Source organism: Nostoc sp. (assembly GCF_036917615.1).
Lineage (GTDB): Bacteria > Cyanobacteriota > Cyanobacteriia > Cyanobacteriales > Nostocaceae > Nostoc.
This window is the reverse complement of the sequence record NZ_JBALCZ010000012.1, coordinates 28327-53609: the sequence shown is the minus strand read 5'-3', so window position 1 is coordinate 53609 and position 25283 is coordinate 28327. Positions and strand designations below refer to the sequence as shown.

Annotated in this window: 19 protein-coding genes and 2 pseudogenes; 12 read left to right on the top strand and 9 right to left on the bottom strand. The window is 43.5% G+C overall.

Annotated features, from left to right (window positions below):
* The first annotated feature begins 55 nt into the window (after window positions 1-55).
* On the top strand, window positions 56-1015 hold the full coding sequence (locus V7K85_RS02715) for a protochlorophyllide reductase (RefSeq protein ID WP_334811133.1): 960 nt from the start codon (window positions 56-58) through the stop codon (window positions 1013-1015).
* A gap of 472 nt (window positions 1016-1487) precedes the next feature.
* Window positions 1488-2108, top strand: a complete 621-nt coding sequence (locus V7K85_RS02710) for a TMEM165/GDT1 family protein (protein ID WP_334811132.1) — start codon at window positions 1488-1490, stop codon at window positions 2106-2108.
* A gap of 99 nt (window positions 2109-2207) precedes the next feature.
* On the opposite strand, the gene V7K85_RS02705 is transcribed toward V7K85_RS02710, so the two are convergent.
* Window positions 2208-3101 (bottom strand): tetratricopeptide repeat protein, encoded by an 894-nt coding sequence (locus V7K85_RS02705; RefSeq protein WP_334811131.1) that lies wholly within the window; start codon window positions 3099-3101, stop codon window positions 2208-2210.
* Between the two features lie 378 nt (window positions 3102-3479).
* On the opposite strand from V7K85_RS02705, the gene V7K85_RS02700 reads away from it, so the two are divergent.
* Both V7K85_RS02700 and V7K85_RS02695 read left to right on the top strand, forming a co-directional pair.
* A complete protein-coding gene (locus V7K85_RS02700) occupies window positions 3480-4508 on the top strand; it encodes a hypothetical protein (RefSeq protein WP_334811130.1) in 1029 nt (342 codons plus the stop codon).
* A 4-nt stretch (window positions 4509-4512) separates the two neighbouring features.
* Entirely contained in the window at window positions 4513-4740 is a 228-nt protein-coding gene (locus V7K85_RS02695; RefSeq protein ID WP_334811129.1) for a hypothetical protein, read from the top strand.
* Between the two features lie 59 nt (window positions 4741-4799).
* Here V7K85_RS02695 and V7K85_RS02690 read toward each other — a convergent pair whose 3' ends face one another.
* A complete protein-coding gene (locus V7K85_RS02690) occupies window positions 4800-5969 on the bottom strand; it encodes a homocysteine biosynthesis protein (RefSeq protein WP_334811128.1) in 1170 nt (389 codons plus the stop codon).
* A 603-nt stretch (window positions 5970-6572) separates the two neighbouring features.
* On the opposite strand from V7K85_RS02690, the gene V7K85_RS02685 reads away from it, so the two are divergent.
* Window positions 6573-7439 (top strand): DUF4231 domain-containing protein, encoded by an 867-nt coding sequence (locus tag V7K85_RS02685; protein WP_334811127.1) that lies wholly within the window; start codon window positions 6573-6575, stop codon window positions 7437-7439.
* 92 nt (window positions 7440-7531) lie between these two features.
* Here the strand turns inward: V7K85_RS02685 and V7K85_RS02680 are convergent, their stop codons facing one another.
* The 4 genes from V7K85_RS02680 to V7K85_RS02665 all read right to left on the bottom strand — a co-directional run bounded on the left by V7K85_RS02680 (window position 7532) and on the right by V7K85_RS02665 (window position 13380).
* Window positions 7532-8542: a YeiH family protein gene (locus tag V7K85_RS02680; protein WP_334811126.1), complete on the bottom strand. Its 1011-nt coding sequence runs from the start codon at window positions 8540-8542 to the stop codon at window positions 7532-7534.
* A gap of 701 nt (window positions 8543-9243) precedes the next feature.
* Window positions 9244-10176: a LysR substrate-binding domain-containing protein gene (locus V7K85_RS02675; RefSeq protein ID WP_334811125.1), complete on the bottom strand. Its 933-nt coding sequence runs from the start codon at window positions 10174-10176 to the stop codon at window positions 9244-9246.
* A 658-nt stretch (window positions 10177-10834) separates the two neighbouring features.
* Window positions 10835-12109, bottom strand: a complete 1275-nt coding sequence (gene metK / locus V7K85_RS02670; RefSeq protein WP_334811124.1) for a methionine adenosyltransferase — start codon at window positions 12107-12109, stop codon at window positions 10835-10837.
* A gap of 266 nt (window positions 12110-12375) precedes the next feature.
* Window positions 12376-13380 (bottom strand): phosphoribulokinase, encoded by a 1005-nt coding sequence (locus tag V7K85_RS02665; protein WP_334811123.1) that lies wholly within the window; start codon window positions 13378-13380, stop codon window positions 12376-12378.
* A 1200-nt stretch (window positions 13381-14580) separates the two neighbouring features.
* On the opposite strand from V7K85_RS02665, the gene petH reads away from it, so the two are divergent.
* From petH to V7K85_RS02645, 4 genes and pseudogenes are all read left to right on the top strand, one after another.
* Entirely contained in the window at window positions 14581-15927 is a 1347-nt protein-coding gene (gene petH, locus V7K85_RS02660) for a ferredoxin--NADP reductase (protein ID WP_334811122.1), read from the top strand.
* Between the two features lie 176 nt (window positions 15928-16103).
* Window positions 16104-17390 carry a homoserine dehydrogenase gene (locus V7K85_RS02655; RefSeq protein ID WP_334811233.1) on the top strand — a complete coding sequence of 429 codons (1287 nt, stop codon included), beginning with the start codon at window positions 16104-16106 and terminating at the stop codon, window positions 17388-17390.
* 156 nt (window positions 17391-17546) lie between these two features.
* Window positions 17547-17816 (top strand): annotated as a pseudogene (locus tag V7K85_RS02650) (Uma2 family endonuclease); the annotation flags it as partial.
* Between the two features lie 181 nt (window positions 17817-17997).
* Window positions 17998-18667, top strand: a pseudogene (locus V7K85_RS02645) (Uma2 family endonuclease).
* A 17-nt stretch (window positions 18668-18684) separates the two neighbouring features.
* Here the strand turns inward: V7K85_RS02645 and V7K85_RS02640 are convergent.
* The 3 genes from V7K85_RS02640 to V7K85_RS02630 all read right to left on the bottom strand — a co-directional run bounded on the left by V7K85_RS02640 (window position 18685) and on the right by V7K85_RS02630 (window position 23568).
* Window positions 18685-19815 carry a CO2 hydration protein gene (locus V7K85_RS02640; protein WP_334811121.1) on the bottom strand — a complete coding sequence of 377 codons (1131 nt, stop codon included), beginning with the start codon at window positions 19813-19815 and terminating at the stop codon, window positions 18685-18687.
* A 120-nt stretch (window positions 19816-19935) separates the two neighbouring features.
* Window positions 19936-21438 (bottom strand): NADH-quinone oxidoreductase subunit M, encoded by a 1503-nt coding sequence (locus V7K85_RS02635; RefSeq protein ID WP_334811120.1) that lies wholly within the window; start codon window positions 21436-21438, stop codon window positions 19936-19938.
* 273 nt (window positions 21439-21711) lie between these two features.
* A complete protein-coding gene (locus tag V7K85_RS02630; protein ID WP_334811119.1) occupies window positions 21712-23568 on the bottom strand; it encodes an NAD(P)H-quinone oxidoreductase subunit F in 1857 nt (618 codons plus the stop codon).
* Window positions 23569-24227: 659 nt separating this feature from the next.
* Between V7K85_RS02630 and V7K85_RS02625 the strand changes: the two genes are divergently transcribed.
* The 3 genes from V7K85_RS02625 (at window position 24228) to V7K85_RS02615 (ending at window position 25280) form a co-directional block, all read left to right on the top strand.
* Window positions 24228-24536 carry a carbon dioxide-concentrating mechanism protein CcmK gene (locus V7K85_RS02625; RefSeq protein ID WP_015209255.1) on the top strand — a complete coding sequence of 103 codons (309 nt, stop codon included), beginning with the start codon at window positions 24228-24230 and terminating at the stop codon, window positions 24534-24536.
* A gap of 90 nt (window positions 24537-24626) precedes the next feature.
* Window positions 24627-24971 (top strand): carbon dioxide-concentrating mechanism protein CcmK, encoded by a 345-nt coding sequence (locus V7K85_RS02620; RefSeq protein ID WP_010995041.1) that lies wholly within the window; start codon window positions 24627-24629, stop codon window positions 24969-24971.
* 6 nt (window positions 24972-24977) lie between these two features.
* On the top strand, window positions 24978-25280 hold the full coding sequence (locus V7K85_RS02615; protein WP_334811117.1) for a EutN/CcmL family microcompartment protein: 303 nt from the start codon (window positions 24978-24980) through the stop codon (window positions 25278-25280).
* The last annotated feature ends 3 nt before the right edge of the window (window positions 25281-25283 follow it).

Below are 25283 nucleotides of genomic sequence, written 5' to 3'. Positions count from 1 at the left end.
CAATGATGGCTCACTGGTGTGAGATCCTAGAGACAGTCAATGGACGCTGAACATAATGGAACAACATCAGAAGTCAACAGTTGTAATTACGGGTGCTTCTTCGGGGGTGGGTTTGTATGCTGCAAAAGCTCTTGCTGAAAGGGGATGGTATGTAATACTGGCCTGTCGGGATTTAGCGAAGGCACAAAAAGCTGCCCAAGCTGTGGAAATCCCCTACAACAGTTATACCAGCATACATATTGACCTTGGCTCCTTGAAAAGCGTTCGACAATTTGTAAATAACTTCCGAGCTAGTGGAAAGTCCCTAGACGCTTTGGTGTGCAACGCCGCAATTTATATGCCCTTAATAAAGGAGCCGTTACGCAGTCCAGAAGGATATGAGTTAAGCGTTGCTACAAATCACCTTGGACATTTCCTATTGTGCAACCTGATGCTAGAGGATCTGAAGAAGTCATCTTCAGAGCCAAGGCTCGTCATTTTGGGAACTGTCACCCATAATCCAGATGAACTGGGTGGGAAGATTCCACCACGTCCAGACTTGGGCGATTTGCAGGGCTTCGCAGAAGGATTTAAAGAGCCAATTTCGATGATTGACGGCAAGAAATTTGAACCAGTCAAAGCTTACAAGGATAGCAAGGTTTGCAACGTGCTGACTATGCGGGAACTGCACCAGCGCTATCACGAGTCAACCGGTATCGTCTTCAATTCTCTCTATCCGGGATGTGTTGCAGAAACGCCGCTATTTAGAAACCACTATCCCCTGTTTCAGAAAATCTTCCCATTATTCCAGAAGTACATCACTGGGGGATACGTGTCTCAGGAGTTGGCGGGAGAACGGGTTGCTGCGGTGGTTGCCGATCCTGAGTACAATCAATCTGGTGCTTATTGGAGTTGGGGAAATCGCCAGAAGGAAGATGGTAAGTCCTTTGTTCAAAAGGTTTCTCCGCAAGCGCGTGATGATGAAAAAGGCGATCGCATGTGGGAATTAAGCGCAAAGTTGGTTAAACTTGCATGATGAAACAGAATTTTGCGTTACCATTGTGCATGATTTATCAATTTATCGATCTACTTTTTTGAATGAATTGGCATTATGTGCAGGTAAGTAATGGTTGAGGTGATTATTATGTCACCTCTGGCTTTATTGGTAGCTTTACCCTAAATAGCCAATAGATTACGCAGTTGTAAGGTGAGTGCGATGTCTGTTTTGAAAAGTGCCGCTTCACTCTCTCCATTCCCGACTCTTGACTTTTAGCTGGAGAAAGAGGTATAATGATATTCGCGTAGAAGGGGAGTAGCTGCTGGCAAAAAAATAAAAGCCAGTACATCTGAATCAACATACTGGCGATGAGCCTGGTTCAGATGGCAAGTAATCAATATTTGAAAGCGAGACCTTCACTAAGTTCACACCGAAAAGTGTAAACTTGGTGAGGTCTTTTGGTTCTCATCAAGCTTCACATCGGTAAACGATTCTTCAGGAGCTTGAGAGAGTGTTAACAGCTTTTACCGCAAGTTTATTACTAATAACAGTTTCAGAACTAGGCGATAAAACATTTTTTATTGCTGTGATTTTGGCAATGCACCACTCGCGGCGACTGGTATTTATAGGTGTGACATCTGCTTTAGCCGCGATGACAATCCTTTCGGTGCTATTTGGACAAGCGGTATCTTTGTTGCCAAAAAATTATATTCATTACGCCGAAATAGCTTTATTTATTGCCTTTGGTATCAAGCTGTTGTACGACGCTAGTAAGATGTCCGCTGCTGCTTGTGATACAGAAGTTGTACAAGAGGCCGAAGCTGCGGTGAAAAAAGCAGATTTGCAGCTACCAAAGCAAAAGACTTCCTTGGGAATTATAATAGAAGCCTTTGTGTTGACATTTATGGCAGAGTGGGGCGATCGCACGCAAATTGCCACCATTGCCCTAGCAGCAGGTAATAATCCAATTGGAGTTACAATAGGTGCAATTTTAGGACATGCCATTTGTGCTGCGATCGCTGTTATCGGCGGCAAAATGATTGCCGGACGCATTTCTGAGCGTCAACTCACCTTTATTGGCGGATGCCTGTTTTTGGTCTTTGGTGTCGTTGCTGCCATTGAGGGAGCTTGAGGGGAGTAAGAATTTTAAATTTTAGATTTTGGATTAAAGAATTGAAATTCAATCCAAAATCTAAAATCCAAAATCCAAAATTGAATTACCCACTCCCCATTACTTGGGCGTACTTTCCAATGAAGGCGCTTTAGATGCAGCAGGATTAGGAATGGGGGAAACCGTTGCTGCCTTGTTAATTTCGTCTTTGTATTGAGCAGGTGCTAAAGCTGCGGCACTATCAAACAAAGATTTTGCATCTGCGTCTTTGCCCTGTTGTTTCAGGAGCATCGCTTTTGCCACAACGGGGCGAAAATCCTTGGGATCTTTCTTAATTGCCTGGTCATATGCAGAGCTAGCTTGAGCGTAGCGTTTCTGGGAAGCGTGAACAGAACCTAACAGCACCTGCACGGCTACTGTATCTACACTTCCAGGCTGAATTGTATTTGCTTGAGCTGCGTTAGAGAGGGTTTCTTGCAACAAACCAATGGCTGCTTCGGGACGTTGCTGACTGATCAACAGAGCCACCATTCCTTGCAAAGCCTTCAAATCGCCTGGTTTTGTGGACAAAATAGAACGATAAGCTTGAGCAGCTCCTTCGCGATCGCCAATTTGCTGTTTGGCTTGAGCCAGTAGCACTGAATATTCTGACTGTTCGGGATTCAGCTTCGCTAGCTTTTCTAAGGGTTCAATCACGACTTGGATATCAGCTGGTTTAACCTCACTTTTTTCTTTTTGACTCAATAGTTGTAGTCGCGCCTGCAATAAGCCCTTAAGCGCAGTCTGATTTTCTGGTTCCCTTTGCAAAACCAGTTCATAACCCCGTACTTCGTCTTCCAGTTTTGATTTTTGGTCAGCGGAGGGCAAACTGCCTCTGCTGCTAGCGGTATTCTGGTTTGAGGGTGGCGTATTATTAAATGCTCCAATTATGGGGATCACCGAAACACCCACAAAAGCAAGAATTGCCAGCGCCAAGACGACTTGAACTATCCACCGATTGCGCGGTTGAGACACAGTTTTGTCTTTCTCCTGAACTCTAATGACATTATCATTTACACAAATCGTAAAGTTAAAAATTTCCAAAACTTTGCGGAATACCGCCAATTGCCTGTGAATTTTATAACAATTAACTATCTACACTGCTAAAGTAAGTGATGACTTTAGGAGGAGCCGTCAAAATTGTAGCTATGATATGCTTCCGAAACTAGTGTAAAGGCGCTAAATTACACATTTAGTGTTTATACATTAAATTTAGCGCCTTTAGTATTGTGTAGAGTACCCTAGTGTGACTTTGTGAAAAGCTAATATAGTTTCATCAGTCGCACAAATGCTCTTTCCAGCTGCCTTTGTAAAATCCCACAATGGGATGTGTCTCCGCCGCAAGGAGTTTTTATGAATTCCGACCTGATGCCGTTGCCTGAATCCTCCAATTCTTCTGCCTCTAACCAGGGCCCAACTAACATAGGGGCAGCCGCTAATATTCATATAGCAGCCCAGTCCTCTAAAGAAGTTGAAAATTCGCCTGTCAATCCCAGTGAGACTGACTCAAATGGGAACTTCGTCAATCGACAGCAACCGATTCCGCCTCCCAGCGAACCGATGCAGTACCGAGCGATCGGTTTGGTCCGAGGTCGCTATCATGCTAGCAGCGAACAATTTACTCAAGGTGCGCTGCTGACCACAGATGGTGTAGAACTCAATGCCGTCCTCCTAGGCCGGATTATGAGCTTAGTTAAGAATCACCTAGACTTAGAAAAAGAACACTTATGGGTAGTATATCCACGTACAAGACAGGAAAATGATACCTTGCACATCCAAATCGTTGGAGTTTGGGAGCCAGAAAATCTGGCTAAAAACTCAACAGATGAGGACGAGTCAGATTTGGAGTTGCAAGAGTTACAGACGACCGATGATGGCTTATCCGAGAACTCTGAACTAAGTACAACTGCGGTGATACCCTCATCAGAAGTTGCCGATGGTGGTTTTTCTGTTCGTGGTGAAGTAGTATACCAGTCTTTTGATGCTAAAAGCTTGGTAGTCAAAATTAGGCAGGCTCCACGCAAATCAACTGACAAACCCAAGTATTTTAAGTTGAAATTGAGGGGTGTGCTAACTACCAAAGCAGTAGGAAAATTCTGGGACTTCCAAGCCAAGCGGGAAGCTGACGTTTTGGTAGTAGAAAAAGCTGAGGCGATCGCTGACTTGCCCAAAAAACGCAGACCACCATTCAAAGGTGGCCCTCGTGCTGGTGGTCCTAGTAGTGCTAGTGGTAGAAAACCATTCCCCCCCAGACGCAGTGGCGAAACCCCGCGTCCTATCAAGAAAACAGGCGCAGGCGGCGATCCCTCTGTGGTGTCAAAACCTATACCAAAAACGCCCACTCCTAAGCCCATCAAGCGACCGAAACCAACTCAAGAATAGGGCATTGGGCAATTCAATTTTGGATTTTGGATTGACGATAGCGCAGCGTGTCGCAGCCTTCTCTAGGAGAGACTGCGACACGCTGTTCGCGTTTGCCAACGGCATGGCAACTCTTAGAGACGCTGTTCGCGTACCCCTTCGGGGAAGCAAGCTACGCTTAAAGCCAGTCCGCGTACCCCTGCGGGGAAGCAAGCTACGCGCAGCGTCTCGTAGAGAGCGTCTTTTGAATTAAATTTCAATTCTTTAATCCAAAATCTAAAATCTAAAATTCTTACTCCCCAGTCCCCAGGATCAAAAATCCGTCCGACGGTCTTGGGGTAAAAAAGATCGCTCCATCGGAATTGGGGAAACTGCTTCTGTGAGGGTAAACGTACCTGCTTCGATCCACTTTTTCAACTCTAGGGCGACTTGCCTAGAAAAAAACAAACTCGCTAAGGGGGCAGAGCGTATTGCTTTGCCCTCGATGGTGATTCGCCCAGATTTGAGTTGGGCGTAACTCACCAAACCAAAAGTGGGACGGACGCGCCGGGGAATGGAAAAATCTACTATTGGGGCTACTAAGTCTTGATCTTGCACGGCACAGTGTTCAACTACTTGCTCATTTAATACAGGCAGTGGTACACCAACGCCTAACATCAATGAGGGGCCATAACTTTTGAAGTAACACCCCCGCACCCAATGAGCATCCATTTGCTTGGCATCACCAATTAAAGCTAAAGTGGCGCAAGGGCCAATCGGTGTACGATTAGCTAAACGTTTTTGTAAGGGGAAGTGCTGAGTGCCTTCCCAGGCGACATAGCCAACACCGCCGCCTAAAAAAATTCGAGTACCTATACCAACAAGTTGCAAATCGGGGTCGTTGAGTAAGGGGGAAATAGCACCGGGGTTAGAGTAAACGGCATTCCCCAGACGCGGTTGTAAAGGGCCAAGATAGGTAAAGAGGGGGCGATCGCCACCATTTACACCAACAATAAAATTTTGATAAAGATTGCGCGGATTGAATAAATAAAACTGATTAATCGTTTCACTGGTAACTGTAGTTTCAAAAGTTGCTCTGGGGTAACAATCTGTTACTTGTCCTTGCGCTTTTACGTGTATAGGTTTACCAGCGATCAAATCTTCGATCACATGACCGCCGCCACGTTCTCGGACTTCTTCCCCGTCCATCGTCTCCACAGCACAACTCGCACCCAAATATAAATCCACTGCCCCAAAACCAGAGTATGCTGGCACGCCATCTAACCAGCAGCGGCGAATTTTTATCGGGGGGTCAGTGTGTCCCAGATTGATAATTGCACCACTTGATTCCATCGGCTCAAAGGTGCCAGTGGTAATTACATCAACTTCTTTAGCAGCTTTAGTAACACCGATTTCTACAACTCGTGCTTTTAATTCTTCAGTTGTCAACACTACCGCACGTTGGCGGCTAATTTTCTCGTTAATTTCTGCAATTGTTCGCATCTTATCAGTGCTAGCGCTTCCTGCTGTCTTCCTTTTTGAAGGATATCTTGATAAATCACAGACTCTTGCATAATTTCCTCTCGAAATAGTTGTCGCCAATCTCTACGCGACAGCTTAACACTCCGGATAGGGTTGAAATTCCAAAAAAAACAATTCAAGTATTCCAAAGTCTAAATCAGATATTTTTTGGGGCAAGCACGTTACGTATGTCAAAGATACTTATTATATCCGTAAAATTACTAATGACAAAGCCTTGTATTATCAATCAAATGTATGTATGGTTAGGCTTGACTAGACTTACTGGACTTAAATGATTTTACGTCAATAGAAAGAAACATTTTTGGCTTTTGTAAAGCATTCTAAGCTAACTAGTCAATTGTAAAATGGGAGCTAATAGCAGATACTAGAAGGTTTTGGGAAGGGAGAAACGACCTAAGAGCGTTAATAGAAGGGATGTCTAAGCACAAGTTACAAGGCTAGCTATTTATAGTGAAGCTGCTCTCTGGCAAACTTATCCTGACTTCTACACCTTCAAAATAATTCTACTTGTTGCTATTCATTTTATTGCTATATTTCACCCGATAACGAATTGAGTAACAGACAATGACTACTTCTGAATTAATTAATCTTGAGCAAAAAAACCAAAGTAAGATTTCTGATAGGATTGAAAATTTCTCCTCCCCATCAGATCAGAAAAAGTTGTTTAACTTGAAGGTAATTGAGTATTTATTACTTGCAGCTTTTGTTTCTTGTGGACTCTTGATTATTTTGCTTTCAGATGATAAAAAGTTTGTAATTTCTGGAGCGGTATCTCTAACTTTTTTGTTTTTTTTGTTGCTCATAAATAGACAAGTATTTCAGAACTATAACAAGGCCGCTTATCAGTCTGAACTCACCAAAAAAGCTGAACTCTATAGTTATCTATTGACTAATCCTAATTCCTGGGATAAAGATACGCTGACTTTAACAAGAGGGAAGGCTTTACAATACAGCCAAGACTTGATTGACGATTATAAAAGAATTAGGGGTGTATCAAGGAACCTTTACTATAGTTTGCAAATTGCGACAGTGATATTATCAGGGGTCACACCAATTTTAGTTCTGGTAGACAAATTAGAAGCAGGACAAGCTTGGCTCAAGTGGCTGCCTGTACTCTGCCCAGCTATTGCTTCTATAGTTGCCAGTATAGTTACGTCTTTTCCTTTTCAGAAGAATTCGCTTGCTGCTAACACAGCCGTTGAATTGTTAGAAGCTGAACAGGAGAAATTTATATTGGGAGTGACTCCGCCTTATCGTTGCTATGATGTGTCTGATGAAACCCAACAGCAACAAAAGGCAAGTCAAGCATTAGAACACTTTATTGTTCAAGTGAACAATATTCATCTAAACCAGTTGCAACAAACGAGTGAGACGCAATCAGAGAAGACAGAATCTACTTCATCTAATGAGTCAAACAAAGCAGGAGCATAGGTAACGAAACAGCAGATTTCAAGTTGATGAAGTACACAAGCTCTGTACTATGCTATAGACGAAAGACTTAGCTTTCTCAGACATATTTGTTACTAACGCACCACTAATACAATGACACCAAGCGAAGTAGCGCTAATAAATATCCACAGTATTACCCCTTGAAGCATCGGTTTCCAACCAACCGCTTTCAACATCCGTTGAGATAGCCCTGCACCAATTAGAAACAGCGTTAGCGTCAAACCCGCTTCCGAGACGTGTGTTACTACTGACGACCAAGAAGCAACTTCTGGGATAAAAGTCCGCACTACAGAAGCAAGGATAAACAAGCCAATAAACCAGGGTACTTGGGGTTTATGGATCACACTCTCACCCGATTTTGCCTGCTGACGCTGAAATATATAGCTGGCGGCTGCTGAGATAGGTACAATCCACAGTGCGCGGGAAAGTTTCACCGCTGTGGCTGTGTATAGCGCACTCTGACCATAGTGTGATGCTGCACCAACCACACTGGAAATGTCATGGATTGCTACACCTGACCACGTTCCGAATTGTGCTTGGGTCAAGTGCAGTGCGTGTCCCAGAGGTGGAAATACGAATAAAGCAACGGCGTTGAGTACAAAGATTGTACCCATTACTACAGAAACTTTACTTTCGGCTGCGTTAATTACTGAGCTAACAGCCGCGATCGCACTTCCACCACAAATAGCTGTTCCGGCTGAAATTAAAGCAGAAGCTTTTATTGGAATCTTCAACGACTTTCCTAGAAAATAGCCAAGAATGAAGGTTGCCGTGATGCTGCCAATAGCAAACAAAGCACCGCTTGCGCCTGCCTTTAGAACAACCGCTAAGTTCATCCCAAAGCCGAGTACAATTACGGATGCTTCTAGTAAATATTTAGCGGCAGGGCGGCTAATTCGATGAAATGGGTTCTCGTGAGTCAGCGCCAAAAAAATCCCCAACATCAGTGCTATTGGTGGTGAAGCCCAAGGGGTTAGACAAAATCCAGCCGTCAAGAGAAACACGATTTTTTGATACAGCAGCTTTTGCTCTGAACTTAGTTGCGGTATCTGCACTCTCTTGTTTGTCCTAATATCTTGTTTCACATCAACCTCGTATTAAGGGGGTTGGTCTAACTCTAGGCGGTCTAACTAATAGAAGCAAACCTTAATAACTATCTAAACGATAGTTTTAATCTATTGATGTTTAATATGAAAGCTACTCAAAGCAAGAAGGTGAAGAGAACTAAACCAATACGCTTGGGTTAAAGCCAAAAAACCCAAAAAACCCAAAAAACCTTAACCTGAGTAGGTTGGGTTGAGGAACGAAACCCAACATTTTTCGTGGTTTGTTGGGTTTCACTTCCCTACGGGACGCTGTTTGCGAACGTTCAACCCAACCTACAAATATCCTTAACCCAAGCGTATTGAGAACTAAACTACAGTTGTCGAAGATATGCATAATTCCTCTGTTACCTGAAATTGTATCTAGAATTCTTCTCAACGTTCGAGTATGCAACAGTTTCAGATGAAGCTGGAGGCTAAACAGTTGACCAAACCTCTAATATCATTTCTGTAGGCGTTGCATATTTGCGGGATGATTTGTCTGACGCAGAGCCGCAGAAACGCAGAGAGGATAAGGAATTTTAAATTTAAATACATAAATTTCCTCCCTTAATTCATCAACGCCCCATTTCTGTATACAATCCTCAAACCAATAAACATTGAAGGATGATGTTCCGGAAATGCCTGTGCAGATTTAGCTATAGTCAGTGTCAAAATAAAAAGAGGTTCATTGACAGCTACAGCTATTTTGCAGATTGAGCCGATACTAGCAATTGCTCGAATACTTGGGAAATGCGGGTTTGAAAGCGTTCTCGATGCTTTAATAAAAAGAAGGGTCGTGAGAGTGGATCTATATCAGTAGTGTCTTTGGCAACACCTGTAACTTTAATACAATGAAGCAGATGAAGACGTAGTTCTTTAACAATAATTAGGTTAGAAATCGCCGCAGCTCCTACCCCGCTCTCAACGGCTGCTTTGACCATATCACCGCTTTTCATAGACAAAATTACATTTAACTGTGTTGGTTCAATACCCCACTGTCTTAGCACTTGCTCAAACTGCTGACGGGTTCCTGAGCCTTTCTCGCGCATTACCCAGGCAGTATTTGTTAATTCTGTTACCTCAACTGCCATTTGTTCAAACCAAGGATGAGATTGACCGACAACAATTTGCAGACAATGTCCGCCTACAATTCGTTGTTCCAGAGAAGCCAAAACTGATGGTTCAACTTCCCCTTCCACTAGGCTGAGGTCAAACAATCCTGTAACCGTTCCTTCGCTAATTTCAGTAGTGTTACCTAATGTACAATCCACAAAGATGTTAGGATACTGTTGCTTAAACAAGCTAATGAATTGGGGAAGCCAGTAATTACCGATGGTTTGGCTTGCACCTAACTTGAGTTCACCCCGTTTCAGGTCATTTAATTCTCGCAATCCTCGCTCAGTCAACTCCACCTGAGTCAAAATTTTTTGTGCTTCTACTTGTAGCATCTTGCCAGCAAGCGTTAGTTCAATGCGACGACCAACCCGATTAAACACTTTTACTCCATACTGTTCTTCTAGGCTTTGGATGGCAGCACTCACAGAAGGTTGCGTTATGTAAAGCGCTTCAGCAGCGCGAGTAAAGTGCATATGCTGCGCCACCGCCAGGAAAATCTGTAACTGGTCAATGGTCATCCTTGCCATTTGTAAAAGCGTTAAATTCTTCGAGTTATAAATGTCCTTATATTAAGACTATATGGGGTTGCGATGACGTTCTGCCCGCCGTAGGCGATCGCAAACGGACAAAAGTGCAACCATTTTTCTGGAATTGAGTCCGAATTCAATTCGGGGTGACCATGACTCCCTAATTTCCCAATAGCAGCGACAGAGCAACAGCGGTGTCCAGTCGTACCCCTCACATTGTCTTGGCTGTCTAGCTTTCCAATTCACCGTCCAAAAATAAAAATGAGAGCATCCAGCAAACATGTCCCAAGACCTAGAACCGCGATACCTTCTCTACGAGACGCTACGCGTAGCTTGCTTCCCCGTAGGGGTACGGTAAGCTGCGCTAATACAATCAGCATCACACAGTACATAAACGCATTTTTGCAACTTGGCGGTTCACTTTTTCCCAAAGGGCATTTATACTGGTCGTCCGGAATTAAGTATGGATCATTTGGCTACGAAAGGATTACTTCCAGAAATGTGTAAATATATATCGCATATCGCAAAAATTATTGCTGCACACCACGGCTGTTGAGGTCAATAGCATATAAGGATTTGCCCGCTGGCTACCAAAAAAATGAGGGCATAGGTAAATTATTAATTTACCTATACCCCAATACGTTTTAGTCTAAGTTAGTGCCTGAGCAACTGCTGCCGAAAGTGACTCGTTTGCTGCTTGCTTCAACAATTCGGCTTTATCGGTCTGTTCCCAGGGCAAGTCTAAATCAGCCCGCCCAAAATGACCGTAAGCCGCGACGTCCTGATAAAAACGTCCGCCTCGTTCACTTGGTAAGTTGCGTAAATTGAAGGTATGGATAATCCCCGCCGGACGGAGTTCAAAGTGCTGGTTGATTAATTCCAGTAAAGTTTCTTCATCCACTTTACCCGTGCCAAAGGTATCCACCAGAATGCTTGTTGGTCGCGCTACGCCAATAGCATAGGATAGCTGGATTTCAACTTTGTCTGCCAACCCGGCGGCGACAATATTTTTTGCTACATAGCGAGCCGCATAGGCGGCAGAGCGGTCTACTTTCGTGGGGTCTTTGCCGGAAAAAGCGCCGCCACCATGCCGTGAATAACCACCGTAGGTATCAACAATTATTTTCCGTCCTGTCAGACCAGAGTCTCCCTGAGGACCACCAACGACAAATTTGCCAGTGGGGTTGACTAAAAAACGTATTTCCTGATTAGGCTTAATGTCAATGTCACCAAAAACAGGTTCGACTACTGCTGACCAAAGGTCTTGTTTAATCTTGGCTTGTACCGCCGCCTCATCTGTGATTTCCCCAATAGTGGCTGTATGCTGCGTGGAAATCAAGATAGTATCAATGCCTACGGGGCGTCCATCTTCGTAAGCCACAGTTACTTGGGTTTTGCCGTCAGGACGCAGGTATGGTAGTTCACCCGTTTTGCGGACTGCTGCCAATCGGCGAGCAATGCGGTGGGCGAGACTGATAGGTAAGGGCATCAGTTCTGGTGTTTCGTTGCTGGCAAAACCGAACATTATTCCTTGATCGCCCGCGCCAATTTTGTCGAATAGTTCATCACTATCTTCCTGGCGGGTTTCTTGGGCAGTGTTAACGCCTTGGGCAATATCAGGTGATTGTTCGTCTAAAGCTACGAGAACGCTGGTGCTGTTAGCAGAAAAGCCATTATCGGCATTGGTATAGCCAATTTCGGCAATTTTTTTGCGGGCGAGATTGACGAAATTCACATTGGCTTTGGTGGTTATTTCACCTGTGATTAGCACCAAACCAGTATTAACTACTACTTCAGCGGCGACACGGCTACTAGGGTCTTGTGTCAGTAGAGCATCCAGAATGGTATCAGAAATCTGATCGCAGATTTTATCTGGATGACCTTCGGTGACAGACTCGGAGGTAAATAGATATCGACGAGACAAAGGAAATTCCTCCTTTATTGAGTTTTTTGCTGACTAAATGTGGGTATTTAGTTCAACTACCTATATTTATGAAATCATAACAATATTTATACTTCAGTAGTTAGTATCTTCTTAATATTGATAAAAATTACTAGCTCTTAGGTAAGTATCTGTAAAGAAGACAAATTTATGCTAATTATTTTGTGGATAAAATGTATTTAATAACACCAAAAAAAGGGGGACACCCAGAAGCGCCCCCACAAACTTTGACACAAACACTGCTGCTTTTAAACCTGAACTGCTAACTTTGCTTCTGTAGCTGTTAACCGCTCATAGGCAGCACGCATTTTCAAACCTGTAAGCACTTGGAAGAAACCAGTACCATTATTGGAACCTGGATACTCGCGGTGCTGAAGTAACAAGTGAGTCAATTCACCCTGATATTTTGTAGATGTATTGCTGAGATGGGTTTCGATATAAATTACTTCTTCCAAGTTGTCAAATTGACCATCCACCTCTAGTACTGAGACATAGCGACCGTAGTAAACATCTGAACCATAGTATAGTTGCATACCAGGGTATGAACAGGTCAGCTTACGTCCACAGGGAGTCCAATTAATTGTTGACCCTTCATCAAACAGGTAGGTTGGATCAAAGCCTTCTTTACCTTCCCGTTGGAGCATACGTACCCTTAAGACTCTGCGCTCTGTGTCGTTTTTGATCAAGTTTGTAGGTAATACCTGGAGAACCACATCGGCAAATTCTCTTTGTGGTTCGATAAATTTATCAAAGTCAGGTTTGCGAGAATTGATTTGCGCTAAAACATCTTCGTAGCGATGACCGCGTTCAGCCATATCTCGCTGGATTTTCCAGGCAATTTTGACTTCATCGCTAATGTCAAAATAAACACTGAAGTCAATTAGCGATCGCACCCGTTCATCATATAAAGGATGCAGCCCTTCAACAACTATAATGCGATTCGGCTCGATCCGCTCTGGCGGATCAAGCAAGCCGGTTTCATGGTTGTAAATCGGCTTATCAATCCCTTTACCACTTTTGAGCGCTTTAATTTGCTCATACATCAGGTCAAAATTGTTCGCCCTGGGGTCTAGTGCCGTTATCCCGGTTTCTTTACGCTGTTTGCGATCCAGGGAGTGATAGTCATCCAAGCAGATGACTGTCATCAAATCTTCACCAAACAAATCTATCAAACGACGCAAAAACGTAGATTTACCGCACCCAGAGTCTCCGGCTACTCCAATCAGTACCACGCGTTCCGGCTTACTTGTCATAAATCTCCTCTAAAATACTAAAATTGTGTCAATAATTCTTTCACACAGCAGATTCTGAAGCCAGGAGTTTACCCCTTTGGTTTATCCTGCGTTCTTGCTACCTAGCACAGCTATAAGACACCAAACGCGTAGACAACAAAGTGATAAGTTGCCACTCGCCGGACTAGCCTGAATTTTGGTGCCGGTAAGTATTTAATCCTAGTGGTATATTTGATTTTAACAGAAGGGGGTATCCCATACAAGATTTGCTGTCAAGAAGAATTAGCGTGGTTCATCAATCATTTTGTTGATTTAGTTGTTAATTTCAAAATGGGGATCAGTCCCGCCCATAAGTGTTGCAGCGCTGTCAGTCTACTACTTGTGACTCTATATAATCAAGTCTATAAGGTATAATTTATGATTGCAGCGAATTTTTTGACGTTCCTAAATTGTAATTCCTGCTTGACAATGTTTAAGACATTCAAAGCAAAAATCTATCCAACGAATGAGTCAACAACTTGCATTAGTCAAATTATTGACTGTAAATTTATGGATATGGTCAAATAGAAGTGTCGGCGTTATGGCAAAGTACTGATAGAGGTTGACAGATTTTTCACATCAAGTAAAACTGATTACAGTTGCTTAAATCACGGTTCTCTCTGTCGTTATGTTTGTAGCTAGAGTTTGTCCTAGTCATGTAATTATCCATAGACAGGTCATGAATATAGCTAACAAGATTCCGGGAGAGTAGTAGAGTTGGAGAAGTAAAACCAATCGGAAGAAAACCTTCCTCTCCTTGGCATTCTCCGGTTTAAACACTTACAGTAGGCAAGCACAACGGCAACTTCTGGAGGTAAACTGAGCGGTAGCTTTCACCAATCAAAGCAGGTCTCGGACTATATCTGTCATTGTGAATTGCTCGTTGGGTAGTAAAGTGAAAAGCTATCTCCCTGATAGGGGTGGTAGTTAACGAAAAAAAGATTAAATTGACTCATTATTAACATTCTCCACAAGACTTATCCTTTACCTTAGAAGGTGAACAGGTGGTTTTTTGCTATGCCTGCATGTCTTTGGTGAGTGTACTTAGCAAGGCATTATTTAATGATGCCGTTTTTCCTTCAGGCCAGTTTTGTGAAACGAAAATCCGGTAAACTAAAGCTGGCATGGGATGGGAATAGTTTTTTGAAAAACGGTTAAGTAAATATCGGAGTGGTAGAACGAATGTACAATCAAGGTGCTGTTGAGGGTGCTGCCAATATAGAATTAGGTAGCCGCATCTTCGTCTATGAAGTAGTGGGTTTGCGTCAGAGCGAAGAAACTGATCAAACTAACTACCCAATTCGTAAAAGTGGCAGTGTGTTCATCAGAGTGCCTTACAACCGCATGAATCAAGAAATGCGACGTATCACTCGTCTAGGCGGCACAATTGTTAGCATCCAGCCTGTAACTGCTCTAGAGCAAGTTAATGGTAAAGCCTCATTTGGGAATGCTAACAGCGAAGTCAGTGAGTTAGCGACATCTGGGGAAACTGCTAACAGTGAAGGAAATGGTAAAGCCACACCTGTGAATCCTAATAGTGAAGTCGAAGGCTTCGCTAAACCACCAGCTGAAGAACAGCTTAAGAACAAGGACAAGAAAGGCAACACCATGACTCAAGCGAAAGCCAAAAAAGACCACGGTGACGTTCCTGTCAACACTTACCGTCCCAATGCTCCGTTTATTGGCAAGGTAATATCTAATGAACCGCTAGTCAAAGAAGGTGGGATTGGTATTGTTCAACACCTCAAATTTGACATTTCCGCCGGGGATTTGAAGTATATAGAAGGTCAAAGTATTGGGATTATTCCGCCAGGATTAGACAAGAACGGCAAGCCGGAAAAACTTAGACTCTATTCCATCGCCTCAACTCGTCATGGCGATAATGTGGATGATAAGACAATATCATTGTGCGTCCGCCAGTTGGAGTACAAGCACCCAGAAACTAGCGAAACAGTCTACGGTGTTTGCTCAACACACCTGTGTTTCCTAGAACCAGGGACAGATGTAAAAATTACAGGGCCTGTGGGTAAGGAAATGTTGTTACCTGATGACCCTGATGCTAATGTGATCATGATGGCAACTGGAACAGGTATTGCCCCGATGCGAGCTTATCTGTGGCGCCAGTTTAAAGATGCAGAAAAAGCAGCTAACCCAGAATACGAATTTAAAGGATTCTCTTGGCTAATATTTGGTGTGCCGACAACTCCAAACCTTTTATATAAGGAAGAACTGGAAGAAATTCAACAAAAATATCCTGAAAACTTCCGCCTCACTCCTGCCATCAGCCGGGAACAAAAAAATCCTCAAGGCGGTAGAATGTACATCCAAGACCGCGTAGCGGAACATGCTGATGAATTGTGGCAGTTAATTAAAAATGAAAAAACCCACACCTACATCTGCGGTTTGCGAGGTATGGAAGAAGGTATTGATGCAGCCTTAACTACTGCTGCTGCTAAGGAAGGTGTAACCTGGAGTGATTACCAGAAGCAACTCAAGAAAGCTCATCGCTGGCACGTAGAAACTTACTAAATTAGTCATTAGTCATTAGTCATTGGTCATTAGTCATTAGTTTTAGACAAAGGACGTAGACGCCCTCCGGGCGGCTTCCCGAAGGGTAGGACAAATGACTAATGAAGCAGGATAATCAGTAGGTAGGGCAAACGCTCTACCTACTATTGTTGTTGGTAAAATTGGGTGCAAAATTTGTGGGTGTGAAACTAGGAATACTGGGATTAGGCACTGTAGGGACGGGTACGGTGCAGTTGTTGCAAGATAAAACTGGGCGTCACCCATTGTTGCAAGAGATAGAAATATACCGAGTGGGAGTGCGATCGCTTGATAAACCCCGTGCAGTAGAATTGTCTAAGGAAGTTTTAACTACAGATTTAGAAGCAATTGTCAATGATCCGGCGGTGGATATAGTTGTCGAGGTGATCGGTGGACTAGAACCGGCGCGATCGCTCATCCTCAAAGCTTTAAGTAATGGTAAGCATGTAGTCACCGCCAATAAAGCAGTGATCGCCCGCTTTGGGGCGGAAATTTTCACAACTGCCAATCAAGCCGGCGTCTACGTGATGCTAGAAGCCGCTGTGGGTGGTGGGATTCCGGTGATTCAACCTCTGAAGCAGTCTTTAAGTGTTAACCGCATTCACACTATAACTGGCATCGTGAACGGTACGACTAACTATATCCTGACGCGGATGCAAACAGAAGGCAGCAACTTCAGCGATGTCTTAGCTGATGCCCAACGTCTGGGTTATGCTGAGGCTGACCCTACAGCCGATGTCGATGGCTTAGACGCAGCAGATAAAATTGCTATCCTGGCATCATTAGGCTTTAGTGGACGCATCAACCTACAAGATGTCTACACTGAGGGCATTCAGCAAGTGAGCAAGACAGATATTGCCTACGCCAAAAAATTGGGATTTGTAATTAAATTGTTAGCGATCGCTAAACGTAATACTCCCTTATCCCCCCTCTCCGTCAGAGTCCATCCTACCTTAGTGCCCCAAGCTCACCCTTTGGCTAGCATCAACGGCGTTTACAATGCCATTCTTGTCGAAGGAGAACCCATTGGACAAGTAATGTTTTTCGGTCCCGGTGCTGGTGCTGGTGCAACCGCCAGTGCTGTCACATCAGATATCTTGAATTTAGTTGCTGTCCTCAAAACCAATACAGCAGTACCAAATCCATTATTAGCTTGTGGGCATCAGGAATACTGCCAAATTGCGCCGATGGCAGAACTGATAACTCGGTTTTACGCCCGTTTCCTCACGAATGACCAACCTGGAGTTATCGGTAAATTGGGGACTTGCTTTGGTAACTATGGCGTTAGCTTAGAGTCAATTGTTCAAACTGGCTTTCAAGGGGAACTAGCAGAGATTGTGGTTGTCACCCATGATGTGCCAGAAGGTAACTTTCGGCAAGCTTTGGCAGAAATTCGGAATTTGTCAGCGATCGAAAGCATTCCCAGTTTACTGCGTGTACTTTGAGATTATCGTTTAGCGAGCGATCGGCGTCAGGTGTTCCCGCAGACTAAAATACTTAGTTTTTTTCAGATTTCTCTTTGCGCCTACGGAAACTAGACTAAATAACAAACCTCACGAAAAACGCGAGGGTAGCCCCTTCGACAGGCTCAGGGTAAACCTATGACTGCAACTAATCCAGCTACTAGTATCACACTTCCAGACCACACTCAACTTCCAGAGTCTGATGGCACTTTCGTGAAAAACTTCCAGGAACATCCCCAAAGCATTCTACTAACGGAGTCCATTAAACCAATATTGCAAAAACGTCATCCTGACGGGCAATATTGCATAGGTCAAGATAGTGGTATTTACTGGCGGATTACTGACCCACCAGAACGAGGTGCTGAAGCTCCCGATTGGTTCTATGTCCCGAATGTGCCGCCTACACTGAAGGCTATATTGGTCGCCATCTTCCTACAGTAAAATATCGGACGTAATCTGTCATTCTTGGTTAAGAAAATCTTTGCAGCCGAAACCTAGCTTTGCAGAAACAGTCCGACCGCTCAGGCTTCTCTTTACATCTACGCTTGCTAAACTAAAAAACAACCCTTACTCCTGCAAAGGTAGTCTTATGATCTCTGCAACCGATCCATCCACCGCCCTCACGCCGTTTCCAGACCATACGCAGCTACCAGAGTCTGATGGTACTTTCGTGAAAAACTTTCAGGAACATCCCCAAAGCATTCTACTAACCGACTCGATTAAACCGATATTGCAAAAACGTCATCCTGATGGGCAATACTGTATTTGACCCCCCGGAAAAAGGCCCAGAAGCACCAGACTGGTTCTACGTAGGGAATGTACCACCTACTTTGAATGGGCAAACGCGCAGGTCTTATGTACTATGGCGAGAGTTTATTGCCCCATTGATTGCATTGGAATTTGTTTCTGGGGATGGTAGTGAGGAGCGAGATAAAACTCCTTGGAAGGGGAAATTTTGGATTTATAAACAGGTGATTCGTCCTCCCTTCTACGGCATTTATGAAGTGAATAAAGCCAGTGTGGAAGTTTATGAATTAATTGGTGGACAATATCAGTTATTAACAGCAAATGAACGTGGACATTATCCTATATATCCTTTAGGGGTTGAGTTAGGTCTATGGCAGGGACAATATCAGAATATGAAATTACCTTGGCTACGCTGGTGGGATTCGCAAGGTAATTTGTTGTTGACTGGTGAGGAAAGAGCCGATCGCTTAACTGCTCAATTGCGATCGCTCGGCGTTGAACCAGAAGCATAATCTTGACCAAAAATTAACTATTTATTCACATCCAGCAACCGGGAAGTTTGTAACCGACTCATCCACTTCTCTAAATAAACTTGATTACCTTTTTCCTCATTTGGATCTTTAGTATCCAAAGGATAAGGCATCAGTCCCAAAATCGTTGCTGTCGTCACGCAAAACATCGATTTTTGGAAACTTATGCAAATTTGTACCCGCAAATCATCTTCACCCCGGAGACTGCGACGATAAATTTCATGCAAATACTCTGGAAGATAATGACGCATATCCTGCATCAGCAAGGTGGGAGGAATACCCGCGCCGCCAATTGGCAAAGGATCGGCATACAGTGCGCCATATTGAAATCGAGTTTGATCTGGGGGAATTTGAGCTCCTTGGGCGTTGTATGAAACTGTACCGTGGAAAGGAGTTCCCCGGAAGAATACTGCCTCTACATAAGGTATTGCTGTATCTGCTAAGAAGGTCAAACCAACGCTTTTGGGAATGATTTCATAAACTTTATCCCGAATTTTGACGGCGTAGGTAATTGGGTTTGATGCATTTGCAACTAACCCTGCTTTAATGTGGTCTACAACTTGGGGAATCGATTTAATTTCGCCTCGGTCATAGCGGTCTGATAAGTTGAGGAACATATCAGCCATGACTCGCCAGAATTGACCTAAACCAGTGTAGTAAGCAGAGACGCGCAATTGTTCTGTTAAAAAATCTGGAAACAGTTGGTTAATACCCAAAATTAAGGGATTATTTTTAAATTTTGCGGTGATAACGGCTTGCGCTCTTTCTTTAAATTCATTTGTATCTAAATATGTATCCAGTCCACCGCCACCGTGCCACATCATGCCTTTCATGCAATACTCGGCATATTCAAAATTAATTCGATCATGCCACCAGTGATGGAGTAATTTTTGAAAAGAAATCTTTCCATTAAAGTATTTAAAAAATGGGAAGAATACTAAAAACTGATGCTCGGCAATATAGTTAAGATTTTTTGAGTAGGCATCTAAAACTACGCCATAGCTTTTAAGAATACCAACAACTTCCAGCACATTTTCTGGACTATCTGGGACTAATGCCTCTCCTTTTTGCAGACGTTCAATATACTCAGCTAAGGGATTGTGAGTAGCTTTCTTTTTAATAGTTACCATTGCCATCTCTCCAAAAAGTATAGGGATTAGTTATTAGTCATTAGTCATTAGTCATTGGGCATTGGGCATTGGGAAAACTCTTCTCCCTTGCTCCCTGCTCCCCTGCTTTTTCCCTAGTCCCTAATCCTCAGTCCTGATTGCTTTATCCAAAGACACTGCTACTACGTTTTGCGTCTTTACCATTGCTGTAATTGTTGGTTCACTCCAGCGCACTAACCAACCAGGTTGAATGCCAAAAATTACAATCAGCACAGCTAAAATTGCAGCTGGTCCGCGATCGCTCCAATATACACGTGGCAAGTTGGTAACTTGTGCAGACAGGCGTCCAAAAAAGGCGCGGTTGAGAAGTATTAGAAAGTAAACCGCAGTTAAGCCTGTACCAATCATGCATAACAAGGTTTGCACTGGAAAAACTGGAAAACTCCCTCGATAAACTACAAATTCGGAAATAAACCCTACCATTCCTGGTATACCTGCGCTGGCCATGGCTCCCACAACAATCAAGCTACCAATTACGGGCATACCCCGTTCTGGGTTCAGCAGTCCTTGGAGGACTTCTAAATCACGGCTTCCGGCTTTTTTATACACAACCCCTACCAGCAAAAACAGCATTGCCGAAATCAAGCCGTGGCTAATCATTTGCATGACAGCACCCAACACGCTTAAAGGTGTAGCCGCCGCCGCCGCTAAAAGCACATAGCCCATGTGTCCAATAGAACTGTATGCCACCATTTTTTTCATATCGGTTTGGGCGATCGCACAGGATGAACCATACAGTACACTTACTACTGCCCAAATAGCTAACCAAGGAGCCACATAAGCCCAAGCTTCTGGTAATAAGTTCATGCCAAATCGCAGTAAGCCATAAGTTCCCAACTTTAATAACACCCCAGCCAACAGCACTGAAATCGGTGTGGAAGCTTCAACGTGAGCATCTGGCAACCAAGTATGGAAGGGAACCAAGGGAATTTTAATCCCAAAACCTATCAAAATTCCCGCTAGCAGTAAAAGCTGTGTTGCTAGAGGTAAAGTCGTAGCATTCAAAGTTGCTAGTGCAAAGTTAGAGGAACCACTCAACCAAACCATGCCGAGGAAACTTGCCAAAATCAAGATTCCGGAAACGGCGGTATAAATGAGAAATTTGGTTGCAGCATAACCCCGCTTGGCGCCACCCCAAATAGCTATCAATAGATACAGCGGAATTAGTTCCAATTCGTAAAACAGGAAAAATAGCAGTAAATCCTGTGCCAGAAAGGCTCCAGTCACCCCAGCGCTTAATAATAGTATCAAGGAATAATAAAATTTCGGACGCTGTAGGGATTCATCACTGCTGTAGATGGCAATGCAAGTCAATAGCCCATTCAAAACCAGCAACGGCAAAGATAAACCATCTATCCCAAGGTTATAGTTCAAGCCTAAAACATCTACCCAAAGGAAAGACTCGGCAAACTGTTGAGTAATTTCTCCTGGATGGAACTGAATTGCTAGTACGATTGTCCACAATAAAGCGATACTGGCAAAGACCAAAGCCACCCCACGGGCGAATTTGCCATCAATGGCAGAGGGCCAGAAACCAATTAAAGCTGCGCCGATTAACGGCACTAGAATTAAAACACTAAGCATAGACTTCAGGTAAGGGGAGATGGGGAAGATGAGGGAGATGAAAGGGATGAGGGGGATGAGGGAGAATAATAACTCTTAACTCTTAACTGCTACTCCCTTCCCGCTCTAAAATTACCTACTTATTTCTCTGTTTGTTCCTTGGCGTCCTTCTATAACGAGATGCTGCGCGTACCCCTACGGGGAAGCAAGCTACACATAGTGTCTCCAAGAGTTGGCGGTTCGGGAAAAAAATTAGGTATTCTCACAGATATATAGGAGTAATTCCTAACTCCATTAAAAAGGCAATTTATCTAGTAAACCCGATGACCAGCTGATGAAAAAACCCAGGACGCTGACAACTGCTAGGATGGTCAACATATAGCCCTGAGATTGCCCAGAAATGCTGTACTTTAAAGTTTGTCCGCCGAGAATTGTCGCAAACCCAACCAAGTTTACTAAACCGTCAACCAAGTAGCGATCGCTCCAAGCAGAAATTTTAGATAGCAGTGCTACTGCACCTACTACAGTTACACGATAAACTCGGTCAATATAAAAATCATAACCTAACAAGTCTTGGAAAAATCTCCACGCCAAGATTCTGGATCTTGACCAAGCTTTGTGCAGATAAACTGTACAGCCTATACCTACTCCCACCACGGTAGAAGCAAACAACGCTAATGCCATATACCAATTAATACTTTCCCAATCGGGTAGCAAGTACCATTGCTGTAGCATTAGAGGTAGAAGCAGAGTCAAGACTGTGAGAATCACCATTGGCAAGGCCATCTGCCAACCAACTTCTGGCGTGCGACGGGTCTTTGGTTGCGGTTTCCCCCAGAAGACTAATCTGAATACTCTGGTCAAGTTCAATGCTGTCAAGCCATTGACCAATAATAAAACCCCAATCACCCAAGGGCTAATATTCACGAAACCGTCAGCCCATGCTAGCATTGCCCAGAAGCTTCCCAATGGTAGCAGTGTTACCATTCCCGCTGAACCGACAACAAAGGCAGTGGTGGTGGCTGGCATCCGTGACCACAGACCGCCCATTTCTGTTAAGTCTTGGCTTTGGGTAGTCAAGATTACTGAACCAGAACTCATGAATAATAATGCTTTAGCGATCGCATGAGTTAACAGCAACATCAAGGCCACACCCCCTTGCTGCAATCCTACCGCCAAAAACACTAAGCCCATGTATGCACTGGTGGAATGAGATAGCGATCGCTTAATGTCAATTTGAGCTATAGATACTAATGTTGCCCCAATAGCTGTCACCGTGCCCATGACTACCAAGGTATTCAAGGCAACTGGCGACAGTGCTAACAATGGTTGCAGTTTATACAACAGATAAGCACCACCAGCTACTACTAGTGAGTTTCGCATTACCGAAGCGGGATTGGGTCCTTCCATAGCCTCATCTAGCCACAGGTGCAGTGGAAATTGGGCACATTTACCAGCAGGCCCAGCAATTAACGCCAACCCCAGCAATGTTGATGTCATTGGGCTTAAATTAGCTGTTTGCGCCCACTCATATAAATCCGAAAAGTTCAAACTGCCCGCTAAGGTGGAAAGCGTCACCACAGCCATCAGCAGCAACAAGTCTCCCACCCGTTTAGTCCAAAACGCATCTCGGGCTGCTGTCACTACTAGTGGTTGAGCATACCAGAACCCCACCAGCAAGTAAGTCGAAAGCGTTAAGAGTTCCAAAAGCGCATAGCTAAGAAACAAAGAATCACTGATTGCTAGCCCACTCAGTGCTGCTTCAAAAAATCCTAGCAGCGCAAAAAAACGCGCCAACGACCAGTCTTTTTCCATGTAACCCAGAGCGTAAACTTGTGCTAGTAAGCTTAACCCTGTAATTAAAACTGTTGTTCCAATGCTGATTGGCGATAGTTCCAAGTTAAAAGATAAGTCTAAATCCGCAGCTTTGAACCAAGTGACCAATAAGTTTTCTGGTTCTCTATCCCAAATATTTTTAAATACAAACAGGCTATGGGCAAAAGCCAAAACGGTCGTTAACAAGTTGATGTATGCCGCAGGTCTTGGTCCTGTTCGCCGAATTATTCCTATTCCCCACGGCAACGTCAAAATTGCACCCAATAAACTATACAAAGGCACAAACCAACTTGTTGAAAATAAAAATTGATTCATTTAAATTTACCTTGACGATTCAGCCTTGATTTTAAAAAATCTTTCAGACAATTGTTTATTTTAAAAAATTAATTTAGTCAAACATCAATGGTTTTTTATTTTTTGTTTCAGCTAAATTCTCAGAAGTATTTTCACTTTAGTTTACCCGATTAAACTTCGATAAAATGTAACTTTTCATACGCAAAAGCGTTTACTTGCCTTAACCTCACCGACCTTTTTACATTTCTATTTCTACTTTGAGCAAACTACTTTATACGATATATTTGAAAAAATTATATATTTTTCACCTAGTCATTGTGCATACAACTCGATTTTCCGAAAGATAGAGATAGCATAAGATACAGCCGCTGATCGCCCCTCGGCAGATGGAATTAGCCTTGGTTATGAATGTGGTTTTGTAAATGTGATAAAGAAATTATAAAGCATAAGTGGCTGCTCTTGGAATCAGTAAACTTTAATTGCTCAGAAGCACTGATAAATATTTGTTAAGTTTCTTAAAACTTTCTTATCATAAACTATTATAGTAATTTATATTGCCAGGAACGCCAAGCTTTCCTATGCTTAATTTGGAAGTGTTTTTCTTAGCTTAAGATAAAGCTCTCCCCGTCAAAAATTTCAAACGACAGTACAGATTGGATTAATTTTGTAGGAGTTCTGCGGTGCCAATTGCAGTTGGAATGATTGAAACTAAAGGCTTTCCAGCAGTTGTAGAAGCTGCTGATGCGATGGTGAAAGCCGCGCGTGTCACTTTAGTAGGATATGAGAAAATTGGTAGCGCTCGCGTCACCGTGATAGTTAGGGGAGATGTATCGGAAGTCCAAGCTTCCGTAGCAGCAGGGGTTGAAGCTGCTAGAAGAGTCAATGGTGGTGAAGTGTTATCCACTCACATCATTGCTCGTCCCCACGAAAACCTAGAATACGTCTTGCCGATACGTTACACAGAAGCTGTGGAACAGTTCCGCACTTAAAAGCTGTTTAAACAAAGTAATTAACGCTCTTTGCCTAATTGAGCATCACTTTTGTCCAAGGCTAAAAACTTTAAATAGGGATTAAAACTAATGTCAATTGCAGTAGGAATGGTTGAAACGTTAGGCTTTCCAGCAGTTGTGGAAGCTGCTGATGCAATGGTGAAAGCTGCCCGCGTCACTTTAGTAGGCTATGAAAAAATCGGTAGTGGTCGGGTTACAGTGATTGTCCGGGGTGACGTGTCGGAAGTGCAAGCTTCCGTGGCCGCAGGTGTTGAATCTGTAAAGCGAGTTAACGGCGGACAAGTGCTATCTACTCACATCATTGCTCGTCCTCACGAAAACTTGGAATACGTCCTGCCAATTCGTTATACCGAAGACGTAGAGCAGTTCCGCGAAAATGTGAATGCAATTCGTCCTTTCGGTAGAAGACCGTAATTTGTAATGCAAGTCGCCAAAGTTCGCGGCACAGTAGTTAGCACACAAAAAGACCCAAGTCTCAGAGGTGTCAAACTACTGTTGTTACAATTAGTGGATGAAGATGGAAACATCCTCCCACAATATGAGGTAGCAGCAGATAGTGTGGGAGCAGGAGTAGATGAGTGGGTACTTGTCAGTAATGGCAGTGCTGCTCGTAAAGTTACAGGCAATGAGCAACGTCCATTAGATGCAGTGGTGGTGGCGATCATAGACACCATTCACGTTGAAGACCGTCTGATTTACAGCAAAAAAGATCAATATCGATAGTCA